Source organism: Nocardiopsis sp. KDC1DS13DA1 (assembly GCF_055632325.1).
In genome coordinates this window covers 76,748-94,628 of the sequence record NZ_JBVMUY010000005.1, presented here as the reverse complement: position 1 = coordinate 94,628, position 17,881 = coordinate 76,748, and the positions used below count along the sequence as shown (strand labels likewise).

The 17,881-nt window shown below is 72.0% G+C and carries 16 protein-coding genes; 9 read left to right on the top strand and 7 right to left on the bottom strand.

Annotation, left to right across the window (positions count from 1 at the left end; translation table 11 throughout):
* Positions 1-36: 36 nt before the first annotated feature.
* The 6 genes from ACTVAJ_RS04135 to ACTVAJ_RS04110 all read left to right on the top strand — a co-directional run bounded on the left by ACTVAJ_RS04135 (position 37) and on the right by ACTVAJ_RS04110 (position 6,543).
* On the top strand, positions 37-1,923 hold the full coding sequence (locus tag ACTVAJ_RS04135; protein ID WP_470386688.1) for an ABC transporter ATP-binding protein: 1,887 nt from the start codon (positions 37-39) through the stop codon (positions 1,921-1,923).
* A gap of 127 nt (positions 1,924-2,050) precedes the next feature.
* Entirely contained in the window at positions 2,051-2,806 is a 756-nt protein-coding gene (locus tag ACTVAJ_RS04130) for a response regulator (protein WP_470386687.1), read from the top strand.
* Positions 2,807-2,897: 91 nt separating this feature from the next.
* On the top strand, positions 2,898-3,800 hold the full coding sequence (locus ACTVAJ_RS04125) for an ABC transporter ATP-binding protein (RefSeq protein ID WP_470386686.1): 903 nt from the start codon (positions 2,898-2,900) through the stop codon (positions 3,798-3,800).
* A gap of 11 nt (positions 3,801-3,811) precedes the next feature.
* The gene (locus ACTVAJ_RS04120; RefSeq protein WP_470386685.1) at positions 3,812-4,555 is read left to right on the top strand and encodes an ABC transporter permease; all 744 of its coding nucleotides are present in this window, start codon (positions 3,812-3,814) and stop codon (positions 4,553-4,555) included.
* Positions 4,555-5,304 (top strand): ABC transporter permease, encoded by a 750-nt coding sequence (locus tag ACTVAJ_RS04115; protein ID WP_470386684.1) that lies wholly within the window; start codon positions 4,555-4,557, stop codon positions 5,302-5,304. Before ACTVAJ_RS04120 ends, ACTVAJ_RS04115 begins: the two co-directional genes overlap by 1 nt.
* Positions 5,305-5,331: 27 nt before the next feature.
* The gene (locus tag ACTVAJ_RS04110) at positions 5,332-6,543 is read left to right on the top strand and encodes a sensor histidine kinase (RefSeq protein ID WP_470386683.1); all 1,212 of its coding nucleotides are present in this window, start codon (positions 5,332-5,334) and stop codon (positions 6,541-6,543) included.
* A gap of 139 nt (positions 6,544-6,682) precedes the next feature.
* Here ACTVAJ_RS04110 and ACTVAJ_RS04105 read toward each other — a convergent pair whose 3' ends face one another.
* The gene (locus tag ACTVAJ_RS04105) at positions 6,683-8,956 is read right to left on the bottom strand and encodes an ATP-binding cassette domain-containing protein (RefSeq protein WP_470386682.1); all 2,274 of its coding nucleotides are present in this window, start codon (positions 8,954-8,956) and stop codon (positions 6,683-6,685) included.
* Positions 8,957-9,107: 151 nt separating this feature from the next.
* On the opposite strand from ACTVAJ_RS04105, the gene ACTVAJ_RS04100 reads away from it, so the two are divergent.
* Positions 9,108-9,935 (top strand): TetR/AcrR family transcriptional regulator, encoded by an 828-nt coding sequence (locus tag ACTVAJ_RS04100; protein WP_470386681.1) that lies wholly within the window; start codon positions 9,108-9,110, stop codon positions 9,933-9,935.
* Between the two features lie 57 nt (positions 9,936-9,992).
* On the opposite strand, the gene ACTVAJ_RS04095 is transcribed toward ACTVAJ_RS04100, so the two are convergent.
* Positions 9,993-10,601, bottom strand: coding sequence for a LysE family translocator (locus ACTVAJ_RS04095; RefSeq protein ID WP_470386680.1), 609 nt, complete (start codon positions 10,599-10,601; stop codon positions 9,993-9,995).
* Between the two features lie 96 nt (positions 10,602-10,697).
* On the opposite strand from ACTVAJ_RS04095, the gene pdxR reads away from it, so the two are divergent.
* On the top strand, positions 10,698-12,182 hold the full coding sequence (pdxR, locus tag ACTVAJ_RS04090; protein WP_470386679.1) for a MocR-like pyridoxine biosynthesis transcription factor PdxR: 1,485 nt from the start codon (positions 10,698-10,700) through the stop codon (positions 12,180-12,182).
* Positions 12,183-12,198: 16 nt separating this feature from the next.
* Here the strand turns inward: pdxR and ACTVAJ_RS04085 are convergent, their stop codons facing one another.
* Positions 12,199-12,762 carry a helix-turn-helix domain-containing protein gene (locus ACTVAJ_RS04085; RefSeq protein ID WP_470386678.1) on the bottom strand — a complete coding sequence of 188 codons (564 nt, stop codon included), beginning with the start codon at positions 12,760-12,762 and terminating at the stop codon, positions 12,199-12,201.
* Positions 12,763-12,802: 40 nt separating this feature from the next.
* Here ACTVAJ_RS04085 and ACTVAJ_RS04080 point away from each other — a divergent pair, with 40 nt between their 5' ends.
* Entirely contained in the window at positions 12,803-13,318 is a 516-nt protein-coding gene (locus ACTVAJ_RS04080; protein WP_470386677.1) for a GNAT family N-acetyltransferase, read from the top strand.
* Positions 13,319-13,330: 12 nt separating this feature from the next.
* Here ACTVAJ_RS04080 and ACTVAJ_RS04075 read toward each other — a convergent pair whose 3' ends face one another.
* The 4 genes from ACTVAJ_RS04075 to ACTVAJ_RS04060 form a co-directional block, all read right to left on the bottom strand.
* Positions 13,331-14,308, bottom strand: a complete 978-nt coding sequence (locus ACTVAJ_RS04075; RefSeq protein WP_470386676.1) for an EamA family transporter — start codon at positions 14,306-14,308, stop codon at positions 13,331-13,333.
* Between the two features lie 142 nt (positions 14,309-14,450).
* A complete protein-coding gene (locus ACTVAJ_RS04070) occupies positions 14,451-15,776 on the bottom strand; it encodes an ABC transporter substrate-binding protein (protein WP_470386674.1) in 1,326 nt (441 codons plus the stop codon).
* Between the two features lie 19 nt (positions 15,777-15,795).
* Positions 15,796-16,692, bottom strand: coding sequence for a carbohydrate ABC transporter permease (locus tag ACTVAJ_RS04065; RefSeq protein WP_470386673.1), 897 nt, complete (start codon positions 16,690-16,692; stop codon positions 15,796-15,798).
* Complete coding sequence (locus ACTVAJ_RS04060) at positions 16,682-17,650, bottom strand: carbohydrate ABC transporter permease (RefSeq protein ID WP_470386672.1); 969 nt, start codon at positions 17,648-17,650, stop codon at positions 16,682-16,684. Before ACTVAJ_RS04060 ends, ACTVAJ_RS04065 begins: the two co-directional genes overlap by 11 nt.
* Between the last annotated feature and the right edge of the window lie 231 nt (positions 17,651-17,881).

The following is a 17,881-nucleotide window of genomic DNA, read 5'->3' as shown; positions in this document are numbered from 1 at the left end:
CACACCGAGGAGGCCGGGGCCCCGCCCCACGAACCCATGAGCATGGAAATGGCCGCGTGGAACTCCATCTACCACGCCATGCACGCCCGAGAGGACCAGCGCCCCTTCTCCCCGCCCGTCCTACGGCGCATCGCCTCCTTCGCCCGCCCCCACGCCCGCCACCTCACCTGGTTCCTCACCCTGAGCGTGGCCACCGCCGCCCTCGCCGTCGCCTCCCCGCTCCTGGCCGGACACGTCGTCGACGCCATCATCGACGGCTCCGCCCTGCGCCCCATCCTCCTGATGGCCGCCGCCATCGCGGCCATCGCCGTCGCCGAGGCGGCCCTGGCACTGGTCGTGCGCTGGCTCTCGGCACGTATCGGCGAGGGGCTCATCCTCGACCTGCGCACCACCGTCTACGACCACGTCCAGCGCATGCCGGTGGCCTTCTTCACCCGCACACGCACCGGGGCCCTGGTCAGCCGCCTCAACAACGACGTCATCGGCGCCCAACGCGCCTTCAGCGACGTCCTGTCCGGCGTCATCAGCAACCTCGTCACCCTCGTCCTGGCACTGGCGGTCATGGTCAGCCTGTCCTGGCAGATCACCCTGATCGCCCTGCTCCTGCTCCCCGTGTTCGTCCTGCCCGCCCGACGTATGGGCGCCCGCCTGGCCCGCATCGAACGCGAACGCACCGTGCACAACGCGGCCATGAGCACCCAGATGACCGAACGCTTCTCCGCCCCCGGAGCCACCCTGGTCAAACTCTTCGGCCGCCCCCACGAGGAGTCCGCCGAGTTCGCCCGGCGCGCCCGACGCGTCCGCGACATCGGCGTGCGCACCGCCATGGTCCAGGAGGTCTTCTTCACCGCCCTGACCCTGGTCTCCGCCCTCGCCCTGGCACTGGTCTACGGGCTGGGCGGCCTCTACGCCCTGCGCGGGCAGCTGGACGCGGGCACGGTCGTGTCCATGGGCATGCTCCTCACCCGCCTGTACGCCCCCCTCACCGCGCTGGCCGGCGCCCGCGTCGAGGTCATGAGCGCCCTGGTCAGCTTCGGCCGCGTGTTCGAGATCCTCGACCTCACACCCCTGGTCGCCGAACACCCCAGCGCTCGCGCCCTGCCCCGGGCCCCCACCTCCCTGGAGTTCGACGACGTCACCTTCGGCTACCCCAGCGCGGAGAAGGTGTCCCTGGCCTCACTGGAGGAGGTGCCCACCCTCGACACCACCAGCGACGGCCCCGTCCTGCACGGCGTGTCCTTCCGCGTCGAACCGGGCCAGATGGTCGCCCTCGTCGGCTCCTCCGGGGCGGGCAAGTCCACCATCGCCCAACTCGCCCCCCGCCTCTACGACACCGACTCCGGCACCGTCCGCCTCGGCGGGCACGACGTGCGCGACCTGACCTTCGACACCCTCCGCCAGACCCTGGGCATGGTCACCCAGGACGGCCACCTCTTCCACGAGAGCATCCGCGCCAACCTGACCCTGGGCAGCCCCGACGCCACCGACGCCGACCTGTGGGGCGCCCTGTGCCGCGCCCGCCTGGACACCCTCGTCTCCGCCCTGCCCGACGGACTGGACACCGTCGTCGGCGAACGCGGCTACCGCTTCTCCGGCGGCGAACGCCAGCGCCTGACCATCGCCCGCCTCCTGCTGACCAACCCCGAGGTGGTCATCCTCGACGAGGCCACCTCCGCCCTGGACTCCACCTCCGAGGCCGCCGTCCAGAGCGCCCTGGCCGAGGCCATGCGCGGTCGTACCTCCCTGGTCATCGCCCACCGCCTGTCCACCATCCGCGCCGCCGACGCCATCCTGGTGGTCGAGGGCGGACGGATCACCGAACGCGGCACCCACGACGAACTGCTCGCCCGCGGCGGCCGCTACGCGGAGCTGTACCGCACCCAGTTCGCCACCGACGAACCCGAACCGTCCCACGCCCCCTGAACCGGGCCACCACCACCGACCCCGCCTCCCCGGTGGCGCCACACCGGGGAGGCGGCCCCGCCCCACCGCGGGACCGTAGGCTGCGAGAGCAGAGCGACCGGGCACGGGCGACGGGAGAGGCGGCACCGTGGACACACCGCAGGAGAGGACCGGCGCGCCGATCCGCGTCGCCCTCGTCGACGACCAGGACCTGGTCCGGACGGGCTTTCGCATGGTCCTGGACGCGCAGCCCGGCATCCGCGTCGTCGGCGAGGCCGCCGACGGCGACACCGCCCTGGAGCTGCTGGGCACCCTCACCGCCGACGTCGTCCTGATGGATGTGCGGATGCCCCGCCTGGACGGTGTGGAGACGACCCGCCGCCTGCACACCGCCGGCGGCCCGCGCGTACTCATCCTGACCACCTTCGACCTGGACGAGTACGCCTACGCGGCCCTGCGCGCGGGAGCCGGCGGGTTCCTGCTCAAGGACGCCCGACCGGAGGAGCTGATCTCGGCGATCCGCTCCGTGCACTCGGGAGAGGCGGTGGTGGCCCCCAGCACGACCCGGCGGCTGATCGACCGCCACGTCCGACCGCCGCACACCGCGGACGCGCCGCCCTACCGCCCCGAACGGCTCGATGCGCTCACACCCCGCGAACGCGAGGTACTCACCCTCGTGGCCCGCGGCCTGTCCAACACCGAGATCGCCGACCGCCTGTTCGTGTCCGTGACCACGGTCAAGACACATGTGGGACGGATTCTCACCAAACTCGGCCTGCGCGACCGGGTGCAGGCGGTGGTGGTCGCCCACGAGACCGGCCTGGCCGACGCGCACCGGTCCCGGACTCCCGCGCACGAGCGCGCGGACACCGGGTCCACACCCCGCTCCGCCACGCCGCCGTGACCTTCGGCGCGTCGGGTCCTCCCGGGGGACGACCGCGAAGATCGTCCCCCGGTCCGACGACCGGCCGCGCCGTGACCGACACGATGAACCCGTGACCCACATCATCAGCACCCACGCCCTCGGTAAGACGTACGGCCGCCGCCCGGTCGTCGAGAACCTGGAACTGCGCGTGCCGACAGGGTGCGTCTACGGCTTCCTCGGCCCCAACGGGTCGGGGAAGACGACCACGATGAAGATGCTCCTGTCACTGGTACGCCCCACCACCGGCGAGATCCACGTCATGGGCCGCCCCATGCGACGCTCCACCCGCCGCGCCCTGCTGGGCGACATCGGCTCCCTCATCGAGTCCCCGCCCGCCTACGCCCACCTGACCGGACGCGAGAACATGCGCCTGGTCCAGCGCCTGCTGGACCTGACCGACGCGCAGGTCGACCACGCGGTGCACACCGTGCGCCTGCACGCCCAACTCGACAAACGCGTCCGCGACTACTCCCTGGGCATGAGGCAGCGGCTGGGCATCGCGATGGCACTGGCCCGCCGCCCCCGGCTCCTCGTCCTCGACGAACCCACCAACGGCCTCGACCCCGCCGGCATCGACGAGATCCGCGCACTGCTCACCCGCCTGGCCGACGAGGGCACCACCGTCATGGTCTCCAGCCACCTGCTGGACGAGATCGACCGCACCGCCACGGTCCTCGGCATCCTCGCCGACGGCCGACTCCTCTTCCAGGGAACCCGCGACCAACTGCTGGCCCGCTCCACCCCCGACGTCCTGGTCGACACCCCCGAGCCCGAACGCGCGGCCCGCCTGGCCGCCTCCTGGGGAGCGACACGCCACGGGACCGCCGTGCGCCTGCCCGGCCTCGACCACGAGGCCACCGCGCGCGTGGTCGCCCACCTCGTGCACGAACACGTCGACGTGTACGGCGTGCGCCGCGACGCCCGGTCCCTGGAGGACGTGTTCATGGACCTGACCGGGGGGCGGGGTCTGTGACCGGGCGCGCCGTGCTGAACGAGTTCGCCAAGATGCGCCGCCTGCGTGTGGTGCCCGTCGCGGTCCTCCTGGTGTCCGGTGTTCTGCTGCTGTCGTTCCATGCGCTGGGAACACCAGGCCTCCTGGAATCGGCCGGGGATCCCTCCGGGCGCGCCTGGTACTGGTTGCTCGGCTCCCTGTCGACGGCCGTGGCGACGGTCTCGCCCCTCCTGCTGGCGGTCCTGGCCAGCCGCCAGGTGGACATCGAGCACCAGGGCAACGGCTGGCTGGCGTCGCGCACCGCGGGACTGGCCCCCGGGCAGCTGTGCCGGGCCAAGTTCGCGGCGGTCGGAGCGGTCGTGGCGGCGGCCACCCTGGCCCAGAGCGGCCTGGTGGCCGCGATCGGGCCGCTGGTCGGCGTCGCGGCGCCCTTCCCGGCCGGGCTGTGGCTCGGCTACACTGCGGCGGCACTCACCGTGCACCTGGTGCTCCTCGCGCTCCACCTGCTGCTGTCGGCACATGTGGAGAACCAGCTCGTGGTGCTGGGAACGGGGGTCCTGGGGGTGTTCGTCACCGTCTCCGCCACGGGGATGCCCGCGTGGCTGGCCCACCTCCTACCGCCCTGGGGGTACTACGCCCTGGTCACACCCGTCGACCTCCGCACATCCGGCGCCGTCGCACTGAACCCGTCGTACGCGAGCGCGGCCGCCCTGGCGGTCGCGGGCGGCGCACTGTTCCTGATCGCCACCCGCCTGCTCGACCGGAAGGAGCGGTGATGGGCGCCGTCCGAGCCGAGTTCCTCAAACTGCGCCGTTCGCTGACCTGGACGGTGGTGGTATTCCTGCCCCTCATGGCCGTGGCCACCGGCGCAGCCGACACGGTCACGGGCGACCAGCCGCTCCAGGACGACTGGCACACCCTGTGGATGCGCGTGGTGGTCTTCTACGGCCTGTTCCCCCTGGCCGTCGGCGTGGCCCTGCTGGCCTCACTGGTGTGGCGGGCCGAACACCGGGGCGGCAACTGGAACGCGCTGATGGGGCGGCCGGTGTCGAGCCTGCACGTGGTGCTCGGCAAGACGACGGCGCTGGCCGTGCTCGCGGCGGCCACGCAGGCCGTACTGGTGGCGGGCGTCGTCATGGTCGGCAAGGTGGTGTTCGCGCTCCCCGGGATGTTGCCACCCCGGTACCTCCTGGTCAGCGCGGTGATCGTGCTGGCGTGCCTGCCGGTGGCGGCCCTCCAGTCCGCTCTGTCGATGCTCATGCGGTCCTTCGCGGCCCCCATCGCGGTGGCACTTCTCGGGGCCGCGGTGGGGACGGTCCTGCTGATGGCGCGGCTCGACGCGGCGGCGGTGGCCCTGCCGTACGGTCTGCTCAGCCGCGCCACCCAGCTGGGAACGGGCATGTTCGCCGACACCGGGACCGTCACCACCGGTTCCCTGGCCGTCCCCGCGGCGGCCGCCCTCGCGCTCACCGCCGTACTCACCGCCGGTGCCGCCGCCCTCCTGGACCGGCGTGACATCCGGTGACGGCCCCGGCGGACCTAGGGTGAGGTGATGGACGGCACCGTGCGCGCGTGGACACGACACCACCCCCACCTCCTCGACGGCACGGTGGCCGTGGCCGTGTTCCTGGTCAACCTCCCGATCCAGGCCGCCTACGTCCCGGCGCACCCGCCCCATCTCGACGTGGTGCTGTCCGCGGGGCTGTGCCTGCCCTATCTCGCCCGCCGGAACCACCCCACCGGGGTGTTCGCGGCCATGGCCCTGACCGCCCTCGTCCAGTGGTGGCTGGGGGTGCTTCCGACCTACTCCAGCGCCATGCTGCTGCTCGCGCTGCACAACCTCGCCGCACGCGGCGACCGGCGCGTGTCCGTCGCGGCGGCGGCGACCCTGGAGGCCGGCGTCGCCGCGACCCTCCTGCGCTGGGAGTCCGACCCGAGACAGTACGCGTTCAACCTGCTCACCTGCACGGTCCTGATCGCGACCGTGTGGGTCTGGGGGCGCACCACCGGCGTCCGCCGCGCCTACGTGGCGGCGCTGGAGGAGCGCACCCGGCTCCTGGAGTGTGAGCGCGAACACCGGGCGCGGCTCGCGGCGGCCGAGGAACGGGCCAGGATCGCCCGGGAGATGCACGACGTCGTCTCGCACGGCCTCAGCGTGATGGTGGTGCAGGCTGACGGGGCCGCCCACAGCCTGCGCGCCCGCCCCGACCTCGCCGAACAGGCCCTCGAAACGATCCGCGGCACCGGCCGCGCCGCCCTGACCGAGATGCGGCACATGCTGGGCGTCCTGCGCCAGGACGGGACCGGAGACCAGCCCTACGCGCCGCAACCGGGCCTGGACCGACTCGACCAGCTGGTCGCGGACGCACGGGGCTCCGGCCTGCCCGTGGAACTCACCGTGGCCGGGAACCGCCGGAACCTGCCGCCCGGCGTGGAACTGGCCGCCTACCGCGTCGTGCAGGAGGCGCTCACCAACATCCGCAGGCACGCCGGCCCCGCACGGGCCCGGGTACGGTTGCGGATGGGCGACGACGCCCTGGAGATCCGCGTGTGCGACGACGGCCGCGGCGCACCCGCCCCGCCCGGCGCCCGGCCCGGCACCGGGCACGGGCTCGTCGGCATGCGTGAGCGGGTCGCCGCCCACGGAGGCTCCCTCCGCGTCGGCCCGCGGGCCGACGGCGGCTTCGAGGTCGTCGCCTCCCTGCCCCTGGACGCCCCCGACCCGTGCGGTTCCCGGACACGTGCGGTCCCGCCGGTACCGTGAGCCGCGGCGCCGCCCGCACCGGAACCTCCCGGCGCGGGCGGCCCGACGCACCACACCCCCGTCGGATGAGGGTGCCGTCCGCTACCCGTCCCATCCGGGCGTGCCCCGGCGTCCACACCGGGGGTGGATCGGAACCGAACTACCGTTCCAGGTAGGCGCGCAGGTGCCGGGCGGTGAGGGTGTCGGCCTCGGCGACCATCCGTGCGGGCGTGCCCTCGAACACGATCCGCCCTCCGTCGTGCCCGGCTCCCGGCCCCAGGTCCACGATGTGGTCGGCGTGCGCCATGACCGCCTGGTGGTGCTCGATCACCACCACCGTCCCACCGGCGTCCACCAGCCGGTCCAACAGCGCCAGCAACCGGTCCACGTCGGCCGGGTGCAGCCCGCTCGTCGGTTCGTCCAGCACGTACACCGACGCCTCCTTGGCCATGTGCACGGCCAGCCGCAGGCGCTGGCGCTCACCTCCCGACAGCGTGGTCAGGGGCTGGCCCAACCCCAGGTACCCCAGGCCCACGTCGTGCAGCCGGTCCAGGACCGCGCGCGCCTGGCCGGTGGTGAAGAACCCGCGCGCCTCCTCCACCGACATGGCCAGCACCTGGCTGATGTTCCTGCCCCGCAGCGTGTGGGTGAGGACCTCGGAACGGAACCGGGTGCCCTCGCACCGCTCGCAGGTGGAGGCCACCCCCGCCATCATCGCCAGGTCGGTGTAGACGACCCCGGCGCCCTTGCACTCGGGGCAGGCCCCCTCGGAGTTGGCGCTGAACAGCGACGCCTTGACCTTGTTGGCGCGGGCGAAGGCGGTGCGGACCGGGTCGAGCAGCCCGGTGTAGGTGGCCGGGTTGGACCGCCGGGAGCCGCGGATCGGTGACTGGTCGACCACGACCACCCCCTCACGGCCGGGCAGGGCCCCGTGGATGAGTGAGCTCTTGCCCGAACCGGCCACGCCGGTGACCGCGGTGAGCACGCCGAGCGGGATGCCCACGCTCACGTCGCGCAGGTTGTGGGCGTCGGCCCCGGTGATGGGGATGACCCCGGTGGGGGTGCGGACCGTCCCGCGCAGGGCGACCCGGTGGTCCAGGTGGCGGCCGGTCAGGGTGTCCGAGGCGCGCAGCCCCGCCACGTCCCCGGTGTAGGTGATCCGGCCCCCGTCGGGCCCCGCCCCCGGGCCCAGGTCGACGACGTGGTCGGCGATGGCGACCGTCTCCGGTTTGTGCTCGACGACCAGGACCGTGTTGCCCTTGTCCCGCAGCCCCAGCAGCAGGCGGTTCATCCGCTCGATGTCGTGCGGGTGCAGGCCGACCGTGGGTTCGTCGAAGACGTAGGTGACGTCGCTGAGGCTGGACCCCAGGTGGCGGACCATCTTCACCCGTTGGGCCTCCCCGCCCGACAGGGTCCCCGACTCCCGGTCCAGGCTCAGGTACCCCAGCCCCACGTCCACCAGGGAGTCCAGGGTGTGGCCGAGGTTGTCCACCAGGGGTTTGACCGAGGGGTCGTCGATGGTGCGCACGAACGCGGCCAGGTCGTCGATCTGCATGGCCGCGCACTCGGCGATGCTGCGCCCCCGGAGCCGCACGGACCGCGCCCTGGCGTTGAGCCGGCTCCCCCCGCACTCGGGGCAGCTGGCGTAGGTCACCGCCCGGTCCACGAACGCGCGGATGTGGGGCTGCATGGCCTCACGGTCCTTGGACAGGTGGGTGCGCTTGATCTTCACCAGCAGACCCTCGTAGGTGAAGGAGTTGCTCTCCCCCTTGACGCGTGTGGCGGGCGCGTTCAGGAAGGTCTCCCACTGCTCGGGCGAGTAGTCGCGCAACCGCAGGTCCGGATCGAGCAGACCGGAGTGGGCCATCGACTGCCAGTACCAGTTGCCGACCGCGAATCCGGGCACGGTGATGGCGCCCTCGTTCAGTGACAGGTCCCGGTCCACCAGCTCCTCGACGTCCACGCGCCGGGTGCGGCCCAACCCCTCGCACTCGCCGCACATCCCCTCGGCGTTGTTGAAGCTGAACGCGCTGGAGGGCTCCACCCGCGGGCTGCCCGCCCGGCTGAAGACGATCCGCAGCATGGCGGCGGCGTCGGTGGCGGTACCGACGGTGGAGCGGGAGTTGGCGCCCATGCGCTCCTGGTCGACCACGATCGCCGCGCTGAGGTTGCGCAGGGTGTCCACGTCGGGTCGGCCCAGACTCGGCATGAACGACTGCACGAAGGTCGTGTAGGTCTCGTTGATCAGACGCTGGGACTCGGCGGCGATCGTGCCGAACACCAGTGAGGACTTCCCCGATCCGGACACACCGGTGAAGACGCTGAGCCTGCGTTTGGGGATGTCCACGGAAACGTCGGTGAGGTTGTTCTCCCTGGCACCTCTGACCTGGATGGTGTCGTGGGTGTCCGCGAGGGCGAGGGGGTCGGGGCGCACGCTGGTCCTCACAAATCCTTAGGGGGTAAACCAATGATGGAAAGCGACAGTTTACGCCATACGGAGACAGGCGGAGAACGCCCGGAAGGGGAACATCTCCTTATGCACTAAAGTGATCACCCGGAGCAGTGGCGAACCGAAGGAGGAAGCCGTGGTCGTCTACGCCGGGCAGGGGGACGCGCGCCGGTCCATGGCGCTGTTGTGGCGAGGGGCCGCGGATCCGGAACGGAACCCGGCCCCCGCCCCCGGCCCCCGCCCCGAACTGAGCGTGGACCTGGTCGTGGAGACGGCCATCGCCGTGGCCGACGAGGAGGGCATGACGGCCCTGTCCATGCGTGCGGTGGGCGAGCGCCTGGAACGGTCGGCGATGTCCCTGTACACCTACGTCGCCAGCAAGAACGAGCTCGTCGACCTCATGTACGACCACGCCTTCGCCGAACTGGCCGACAGGGTCGAACACGGCACCCACCGTGACTGGCGGGCCGCCGCCACCGCCTGGACCGAACACCTGTGGCGGTTCAGCCTGCGCCATCCCTGGACACTCCAGGTCTCCCACGCCCGCCCCGTCCTGGGCCCCCACGAGTACCGGGTCTTCGAGGCCCTGGCCCTGGTCCTGCGCCGGGCCGGACTCGCCTCCGGCGACATCCGCAACGCCTTCGGCAGCCTGTACAACCTCACCCGCGGACTGGTCCGCACCAGCGCCGAGGCCCGCCAGGCCCACACCGCCACGGGCATGGCCGAGGACGAGTGGTGGTACGCGCGCTCGGCGCAGCTGGAGGAGGTCGCACCGGACTTCGCCGACCGTTTCCCCACCCTCACCGCCATGGCCGAGGAGGGCGCCTTCACCAACGACAACGACAACGAGCCCTACCTCGAACAGGAGGCCTGGGAGACACTCCGGTTCGGACTGGAGGCGCTGCTGGACGGGATCGAACGCCGCCTCGCCCCCACCGCGACCGACCACGGCCAGCGGGACTGACACCGACCCGAACCACGGCGGGGCCGCCCGCGTCGACGGACCCCCGCCGGTCGAACCTCAGGGCTGCGCCGCCGCCAGCCGCAGTCCCAGCAGGGCGAACGCCCCCGCGAAACCACGCCGCAACCAGACCAGCACGCGCTCGTCGCCCACCACCCGGTCGCGCACCAGAGCCGAGAGGTGCCCGTAGACCGTGAACACCGCGAACGTCAGCGCCATGAACACCCCGCTCAGGGCGAGCATGCGCGCCAGCGGCCCGTCCGCACCCGAGTCCACGAACTGCGGCAGGAACGCCAGGAAGAAGATCGTGAGCTTGGGGTTGAGCAGGTTGAGCAGCACACCCGAGACGACCAACCGCACCCCCGACCGGGGGGCTCCGCCCTCCACGGCCAGCGCCCCCCGGTCACGCCACGTACTCCAGGCCATGAACAGCAGGTAGGCCACCCCCGCGTACTTGAGCACCTGGAAGGCCGTCGCGCTGGCGTGCAGCAGCGCCGCAGCACCCGTCACCGCGGCCAACGCGTGCGGGACGATGCCCAACGTGCACCCGAACGCCGCCAACACCGCCGTCCGCGTCCCCCGCGACAACCCCGCCCCCACCGTGTACAACACCCCGGGCCCCGGCACGGCCACCACCACCAGCGCGGTCAACAGGAACTCCACGCTCACACCGCCACCTCCCCGCGCACGGGAACGGACGGGAAGCGGTGTCTGAACAAGGGAACGGCTGTGTGCATGCCCCCAGCCTTCCGCCACAATGGACCAGTGAACAGGTCCAATGAAGCCGTATCCGACAGGTCCAAACCGGTGGGTGCCGACTTCCTCAACCTCCACCCCGCCCACGCCCCATCCGGCCACCTCACCGACTGGCTCACCGACCGGATCCGCACCGCGATCGACCGCGGCGACCTGCCCCGGGGCAGCCGCCTACCCGCCACCCGCACCCTCGCCACCGACCTGGGCGTGTCCCGCGGCGTGGTCGCCGAGGCCTACCGGCGCCTGGCCGAGGACGGCCGCGTCCGCGGCCGGGGACGGGCCGGAACCGTCGTCATGTCGGCCACGGCTCCCCCACCGGAGCGCACCCACCGCCCCAGCTCCGAACCCGCCCCACGCACCCTCTTCTCCCCCCACCCCCGCCCGGACGTGTTCGACCGCCTGCGCCGGGCCCGCGCCCGCGTCGACCTGTCCCCCGGGGTCCCCGACCTGGCCGCCTTCCCCCGCGCCGCCTGGCTGCGCGCCGAACGCGCCGTCCTGGCCGACACCAGCGCCACCGAACTCGGCTACGGCGACCCCCAGGGCGCCCCGCGGCTGCGCACCGCCCTCACCCACTGGCTCGCCCGCACCCGCGGCATCCGCGCCCGGCCCGAGGACGTCCTCGTCGTCTCCGGCACCGCCCAGGCCCTCGGCCTCCTCGGAGCGGTCCTGCGCCACCGGGGAACCGACACGGTCGCCGTGGAGGACCCCGGGTCCCTGGGCGTACGGCACCACCTCGACCACGCCGGACTGCGCACCCCGCCCGTCCCGGTCGACGAGGAGGGCATCAGCGTCGACGCCCTGCGCGCCACCGGCGCCACCGCGGTCCTGGTCACCCCCGCCCACCAGTTCCCCACCGGCGTCGTCCTCGGCGGGCGCCGCCGCCGCGACCTGGTCCGGTGGGCGGTCGAGGGAGGACTGGTCATCGAGGACGACTACGACGCCGAACACCGCTACGACCGGCGCCCCGTCCCCGCCCTGGCCTCCGCCGCGCCCGACCGGGTCTGCTACGCCGGCAGCGTGTCCAAACTGCTCGCCCCCGCCCTGCGCCTGGGCTGGATCGTGGCCCCACCGCACCTGCGCCCCGCCCTGGTCGAGGCCAAACGCTTCGACGACCTGGGCAACGCGACACTGCCGCAGCTGGTCCTGGCCCACCTCATGGCCTCAGGCGACCTCGAACGCCACCTGCGGACCCTGCGCGGACGCCACCGCCGCCGCAGGGACACCATGATCGACGCCCTGCGCACCCACCTGCCGCGGGCCCGCGTCCACGGCGCCGCCGCGGGACTCCACCTGACCGTCACCCTCGACGCCCCCGTCACCGACACCGACCTGGCCGCCGCAGCACTGGACCGCGGCGTCAAGACGCACCCGCTCACCTGGCACCGCCAGCGCCCGGGACCGCCCGGACTCGTCCTGGGCTACGCCGGACGCACCGAGACGGCCATCCGCGAGGGGGTGGCCGCCCTGGGCGCCCTCGTCGACGCCCACCCGTGATCGCCTCCGCCCCGGGTCAGGGGTGACGACGCGTGATCGCCACCAGGTAGCGGCAGGCCGCGTCGGTCGGGTTGTGGTACACGCACGGCGCGGGCGCGCCCAACTCCAGGCAGTCACCGGTCCCGAGCCGGTGCTCCACCGAACCCTCGGTGAAGGCCAGGGAGCCCCGGATCACCCAGACCTGGTGGTGGCGCAGGGCGTAGGCGTCGGCCGGATAGGCCACGCGCGCCCCCGGCGGCAGCTCGACCTCGATCAACTCCATCGCACCGCCCGCCTGCGGGGACAGCGCCCGCCGACGGTAGCCGGTCTCGGGGTCGGTCCACACCGGTTGGTCGGACGCGCGGGCCAACCGTCGGTCCTCGTGCTCGGCGCGGGCGATCAGCTCCGACAGCGTGATCCCCAACGCGGCCGACAACCGGCCGAGCAGCACCGCCGTGGGCTGCACGTCCCCGTGCTCGATCCGGCTGACCATCGCCCGCGACACCCCCGCGCGCTCGGCCAGGGCGGCACCGGTCAGCCCGCGGGCGGTACGCAGATCGCGCAGGGTCTCGGCGAGGGCGGAGCCCAGTTGATCACTCATGCGTTCACTATAGTGCACAGATGATTTACCATGATGAACCATGAGGACCGTCACCACCCACGTACGCGACGCCACCTCCGGCGACGCCGCCGCCTGCGCCGCGATCTACGCGCCCTACACCACCGACACCGCTATCACCTTCGAACTCACCCCACCCGACGCCCAGGAGATGGCCCAGCGCATCACCGCCGCCCAACGCCACCACGCCTGGCTCGTCCTGGAGGAGGACGACAAGGTCGTCGGCTACGCCTACGGCGGCCCCTTCCGCGCCCGTGCCGCCTACGCCTGGTCGTGCGAGGTCAGCGTCTACCTCGACCCCGCCCACCGCGGCTCCGGCCGGGGCAGCGCCCTCTACCGCGCCCTCCTGCCCGCACTCGCCGCACGCGGCATGCGCACCGCCGTGGCCTGCATGACCCTGCCCAACGACGCCAGCCTCGCCCTCCACCGCGCCATGGGCTTCACCACCGTCGGCACCATGCACCGCGTCGGCCACAAGCACGACGCCTGGCACGACGTCGCCTGGGCCGAACTCGACCTCACCGCGCTCACGCGCTGACCGCGCCGCCGGTCAACCCTCCTCCGGCACGGGCTCGGCCGCGCCCCCTCCGCTCCGATCGGCGGTCCCCGCCGAGCCCGTCGACCCCGACGGCACCGCCGTCTGGGTCACGAACGCCCCGACCACGATCACCACCGCGCCCACCGCCTGGACCGGGCCCAACGCCTCACCCAACAGCACCCACGCCAACACGATGGCCGTCACCACCTCCAGGTAGGCCACACCACCCGCCACCTGGGGCGACAACCGCCGTACCGCCATCACCCCCACGGCGTAGGCCACGGCGGTACTGACCACCGCCAACCACACGACCAGCGCCCACCCCGGCACCGCCGCCCCGCCCAACGGCAACGCCTCACCCAACGTCCGCCACGGAAGCGTCCACGGCCGCGCGAGCACCCCCAGCACAACCGCGGCGACCACCGCGCCGAACGCGATCACCGCCAGGGGATCGGCGTCCTCACCCGTGGCGTCCGACAACAGGAAGAACCCCGCCTGCGCCGCGGCGGCCCCCAACGCCAGCCCCACGCCCACCGGGTCCAGGCGCATCCCCGCCCACACCTCCAGCAGAAGCCCCAGACCGGCCACGGCCAGCACCACGCCCACCATCGCCGCCGCAGACACCCGGGTACGGCGCACCACCCGGAACCACGCCAGCACCAACACCGGGCCCAGGAACTCGATCAGCAGCGCCACCCCCACCGGGATCCGCGCGACCGCCCCGAAGTACAGCGCCTGCACCCCCGCCATGGGCACCACCCCGTACCCCAATACCAGCCACGGCCGCCGCGACGGCAGCCGCCAGTGCACGACCGCGACCGGCGCCAGCACCAGCGCGGCTCCCGCCACCCGCAACCACGTCACCTGCAACGGTTCCATCCCCGCCCCCAGCAACGGCCGGGCCGCCACCCCGGCGCCACCGAACGCCAACGCCGCGGCCAGGGCGAAGGCCAACCCCGAGGCCCGGTGACGGGCGGGCTGCACGGACACGGGAACCTCCAGGGGGTGATGATCGGACCTTCGCCGAGCATAGGACCCGCGGTCCGCCGCCGCGGACCGGATGCGCGGAGCGCTCCCACACGGCTGTGGGCCGTGCGGGAGCGCTCCCGCACGGCCCACAGGAAAACGGGCGTCAGGCCGAACCGGTGGCCGTCTCCACCTCCGACATGAACCGCTCCGCCGCCTCGGCGGGGGTGATGTCGCCGAACGCCAGATCGTCGGCGATGCGCTTGGTGATCTCCACGACCTCACCGGCGCCGATCGGCGGCGGCGGGTTGCCGTCCACGACCGTGCTCTCGACCTCGGACAGGAACACCGCGCTGCGCGCGTCCGGTTCCGACAGCGCGTCCGTGATCTGCCCCCGCACGTCCACGTTGGCGGGCAGGCCCCGGTCGGCCAGGATCAGCTCCGCCGCCTCCGGGCTGTTGAGCAGGAAGTCGACGAACCGTGCGGCCTCCTCCGGGTGCTCGGACTCCGACGAGATCGCGTAGAACATGGCCGGCTTGAAGAACATGCCGGTCCGGTCCGCCTCGGTCTCACCGGGGTAGCGCAGCAGTTCGAGGTCACGCCCGGACGAGCCCGTCAGGCCGCCCAGCTGGTTGGTCCAGAAGTGCGCCATCGCGCCCGTGTTGGTCGCCAGGACGGACTGGTCGGGGCCGCCCGCCTCGATCTCGACGCTCTCCGACGCGCTCGGCTGGCCGCCGTTGTCCAGCAGCTCCACCGTCAGCTCGTACCACTCCTCCAGGGTCTCCTGGGAGAAGCCCAGGGAGCCGTCCTCGTTGTAGAGGCGCTCCCCCCGCTGCCGCGCGAAGATCTGGAAGCCGTTCTCGTTGTAGGCCATGCTCTGGGCGCCCACGACCTCCCCGCCCGAGGCCTCGCTGATCTGCCCGGCGAGTTCGACGTACTCCTCCCACGTCCAACTGGAGTCGTCGGGCAGCTCCACGCCCGCCTCCTCGAAGGCCTGCGTGTCGGCCATGATCGTGTAGGCGTTCACACCCGTGGCCACGCCAAAGGTCCGCCCGTCCAGGTCACCGCTCCCGGCGACCAGGGGGTCGATGCTCGACAGGTCCAGGACCTCGGCCAACTCGCCCAGGTCCGCCAGGGCGCCGCGTTCGGCGTACTCGCGCAGGTACCGCTCCTCCTGCGTCATGATGTCGGGCGCGTCACCCGCCGCGGTGCTGGTCGCCAGGCGGTCCCAGTACCCCGACCAGTCGCTGTAGTCCCCGACGATCCGGATGTCGGGGTTCTCGGCCTCGAACAGGTCGATCACCTGCTGCGTCGTGGAGTGCCGGTCGTCCGCTCCCCACCAGGAGAAGCGCAGTTCCACCACACCGTCCGCGGACTCGCCTCCCCCGCCGCCGCAGGCGGTGGCGGTCAGGGCGAGGGCGCTCATCCCGGCGATGAGGGGCAGGAGGGCGGAGCGGCGGCGGGAGGGCCCGCCGCGGGGGATGGCTCGCATGGGTTCGTTTTCCCTTCGACTACTTGATTCCGGTGGTGGCGATGCCCTTGACCAGGTACCGCTGGCCGGCCAGGAAGAATCCGAAGACCGGCCCCAGCGCCACCACCGACATCGCCAGCAGCGGACCCCACGAGGTCTGCGACGTGGCGTCGACGAAGGTGCGCAGCGCCACGGGCACGGTGTACATGTCCGGGCTGGTCAGGAAGATCAGCTGGCTGAAGAAGTCGTTCCAGGTCCAGATGAAGGTGAAGATCGCGGTGGTGGCCAGGGCCGGCAGGGACAGCGGCAGGATCACCTGGAGGAAGATCCGCACGTGCCCGCACCCGTCGATGCGCGCGGCCTCGTCCAGTTCCTTGGGCAGTCCGCGGATGAACTGCACCATCAGGAAGACGAAGAAGCCGTCGGTGGCCAGGAGCTTGGGGACGATCAGCGGCAGGTAGGTGTTGATCCAGTCCAGCTCGGAGAACAGGATGTACTGCGGCACGATGATCACGTGGACCGGCAGCATGATCGTGGCGAGCATGACGGCGAAGAACAGCCGCTTGCCGCGGAACTCCAGCCGCGCGAAGGCGTAGGCGGCCATCGAGCACCCGATGAGGTTGCCGACGATCGCTCCGGCGACCACGATCGCCGAGTTGAGCAGGTAGTGGTGGAACGGGTACTCGAGCGCCGTCCACCCGTCGGTGTAGTTGCCCGGGGTGAAGGTCTCCGGGATCAGGCCGGGGGCGCGGAAGATCTCCTCGGTGGGTTTGAAGGAACTGGCGAGCATCCACAGCAGCGGGTAGAGCATCACCAGTCCGGCCGCGACCAGGCCGATGTGGGTGAGCAGCCGTCGGACGTGCTCGCCGCGCGAACGCCCCTGGCCCTGTCGTGTCGTCGGCCGTGTCCGGGTGGGGGCCGTGGTGTCAGTCGCCATAGAAGACCCAGTACTTCGAAGCCAGGAAGTTCACCGCGGTGAACCCGCCGATGATCACCAGCAGCAGCCAGGCCATCGCCGAGGCGTAGCCCATGTCGAAGGAGCCGAAGCCGCGCTGGTACAGGTAGAGCGTGTAGAAGAGGGTGGAGTCCGAGGGGCCGCCGGTGCCCGAGCTCACGATGAACGCCTGCGTGAAGGTCTGGAAGGCGTTGATGATCTGCAACACCAGGTTGAAGAAGATGATCGGGGTGAGCATGGGGACGGTGATGTTCCAGAACCGGCGGAACGGACCGGCGCCATCCACGGACGCGGCCTCGTAGTACATGGCGGGGATCTGCCGCAGACCGGCCAGGAAGATCACCATGGGGGCGCCGAACGTCCACACGTTGAGCACGATGAGCGTGCCCAGCGCGTAGTCGGGGTGGGAGACCCAGCCCGGCGCGTTCTCGACCCCGAGGAAACCCAGGACCAGGTTGATCAGGCCGTTGGCACCGAAGACCTGCCGCCACAGGATCGCGATCGCGACGCTGCCGCCCAGCAGCGAGGGCAGGTAGTACACCGACCGGTACAGCGCCAGGCCGCGCACGCCCCGGTCCAGTACCAGAGCCAGGGCCAGTGCCAGGGCGAGCTGGAGCGGCACCGAGGTGAACACGTAGACGAAGGTGACCCTCAGCGCGCTGAACAGCCGTTCGTCGTCGAGCATCCGCCGGTAGTTGTCCCACCCGACCCACTCGTGGTCACCGATGAGGCTGTAGTCGGTGAAGGAGAAGTACAGGGAGGCCAGCAGCGGGCCCGCGGTGATGAAGAGCAGTCCGATGAACCACGGGGCCAGGAAGCCGTAGGCGGCGAGGTTCTCCCGCCTGGTGCGGTTCCCGGAGCTCCGGGGGCGCTCGGCGCGCGGTGCGGGGGCGTCGGTCTCCGTCTGCGCCGCGGGCTTGCGTTCCAGCAGCGCTTTCACGGAGCCCCACCGCCCGGTGGGGGCTGCGCCCCGGTGGCGGGCGTGTTCGGTCCTGGGTTCATGACTGGAGACCGCCAATCTCGATCGGAGGGGACGGGCGCTTGTGGGCCGTGTGGGGGAGAACACGGGGTGAATCGGTCGAAGCCGTCCTGGTAAGCGCTATCCAGATACTAAGATTGATCAGTTTCTAGCATCGGGTTACACGGGTGTCAACGACGGGTTTCCTCCCCG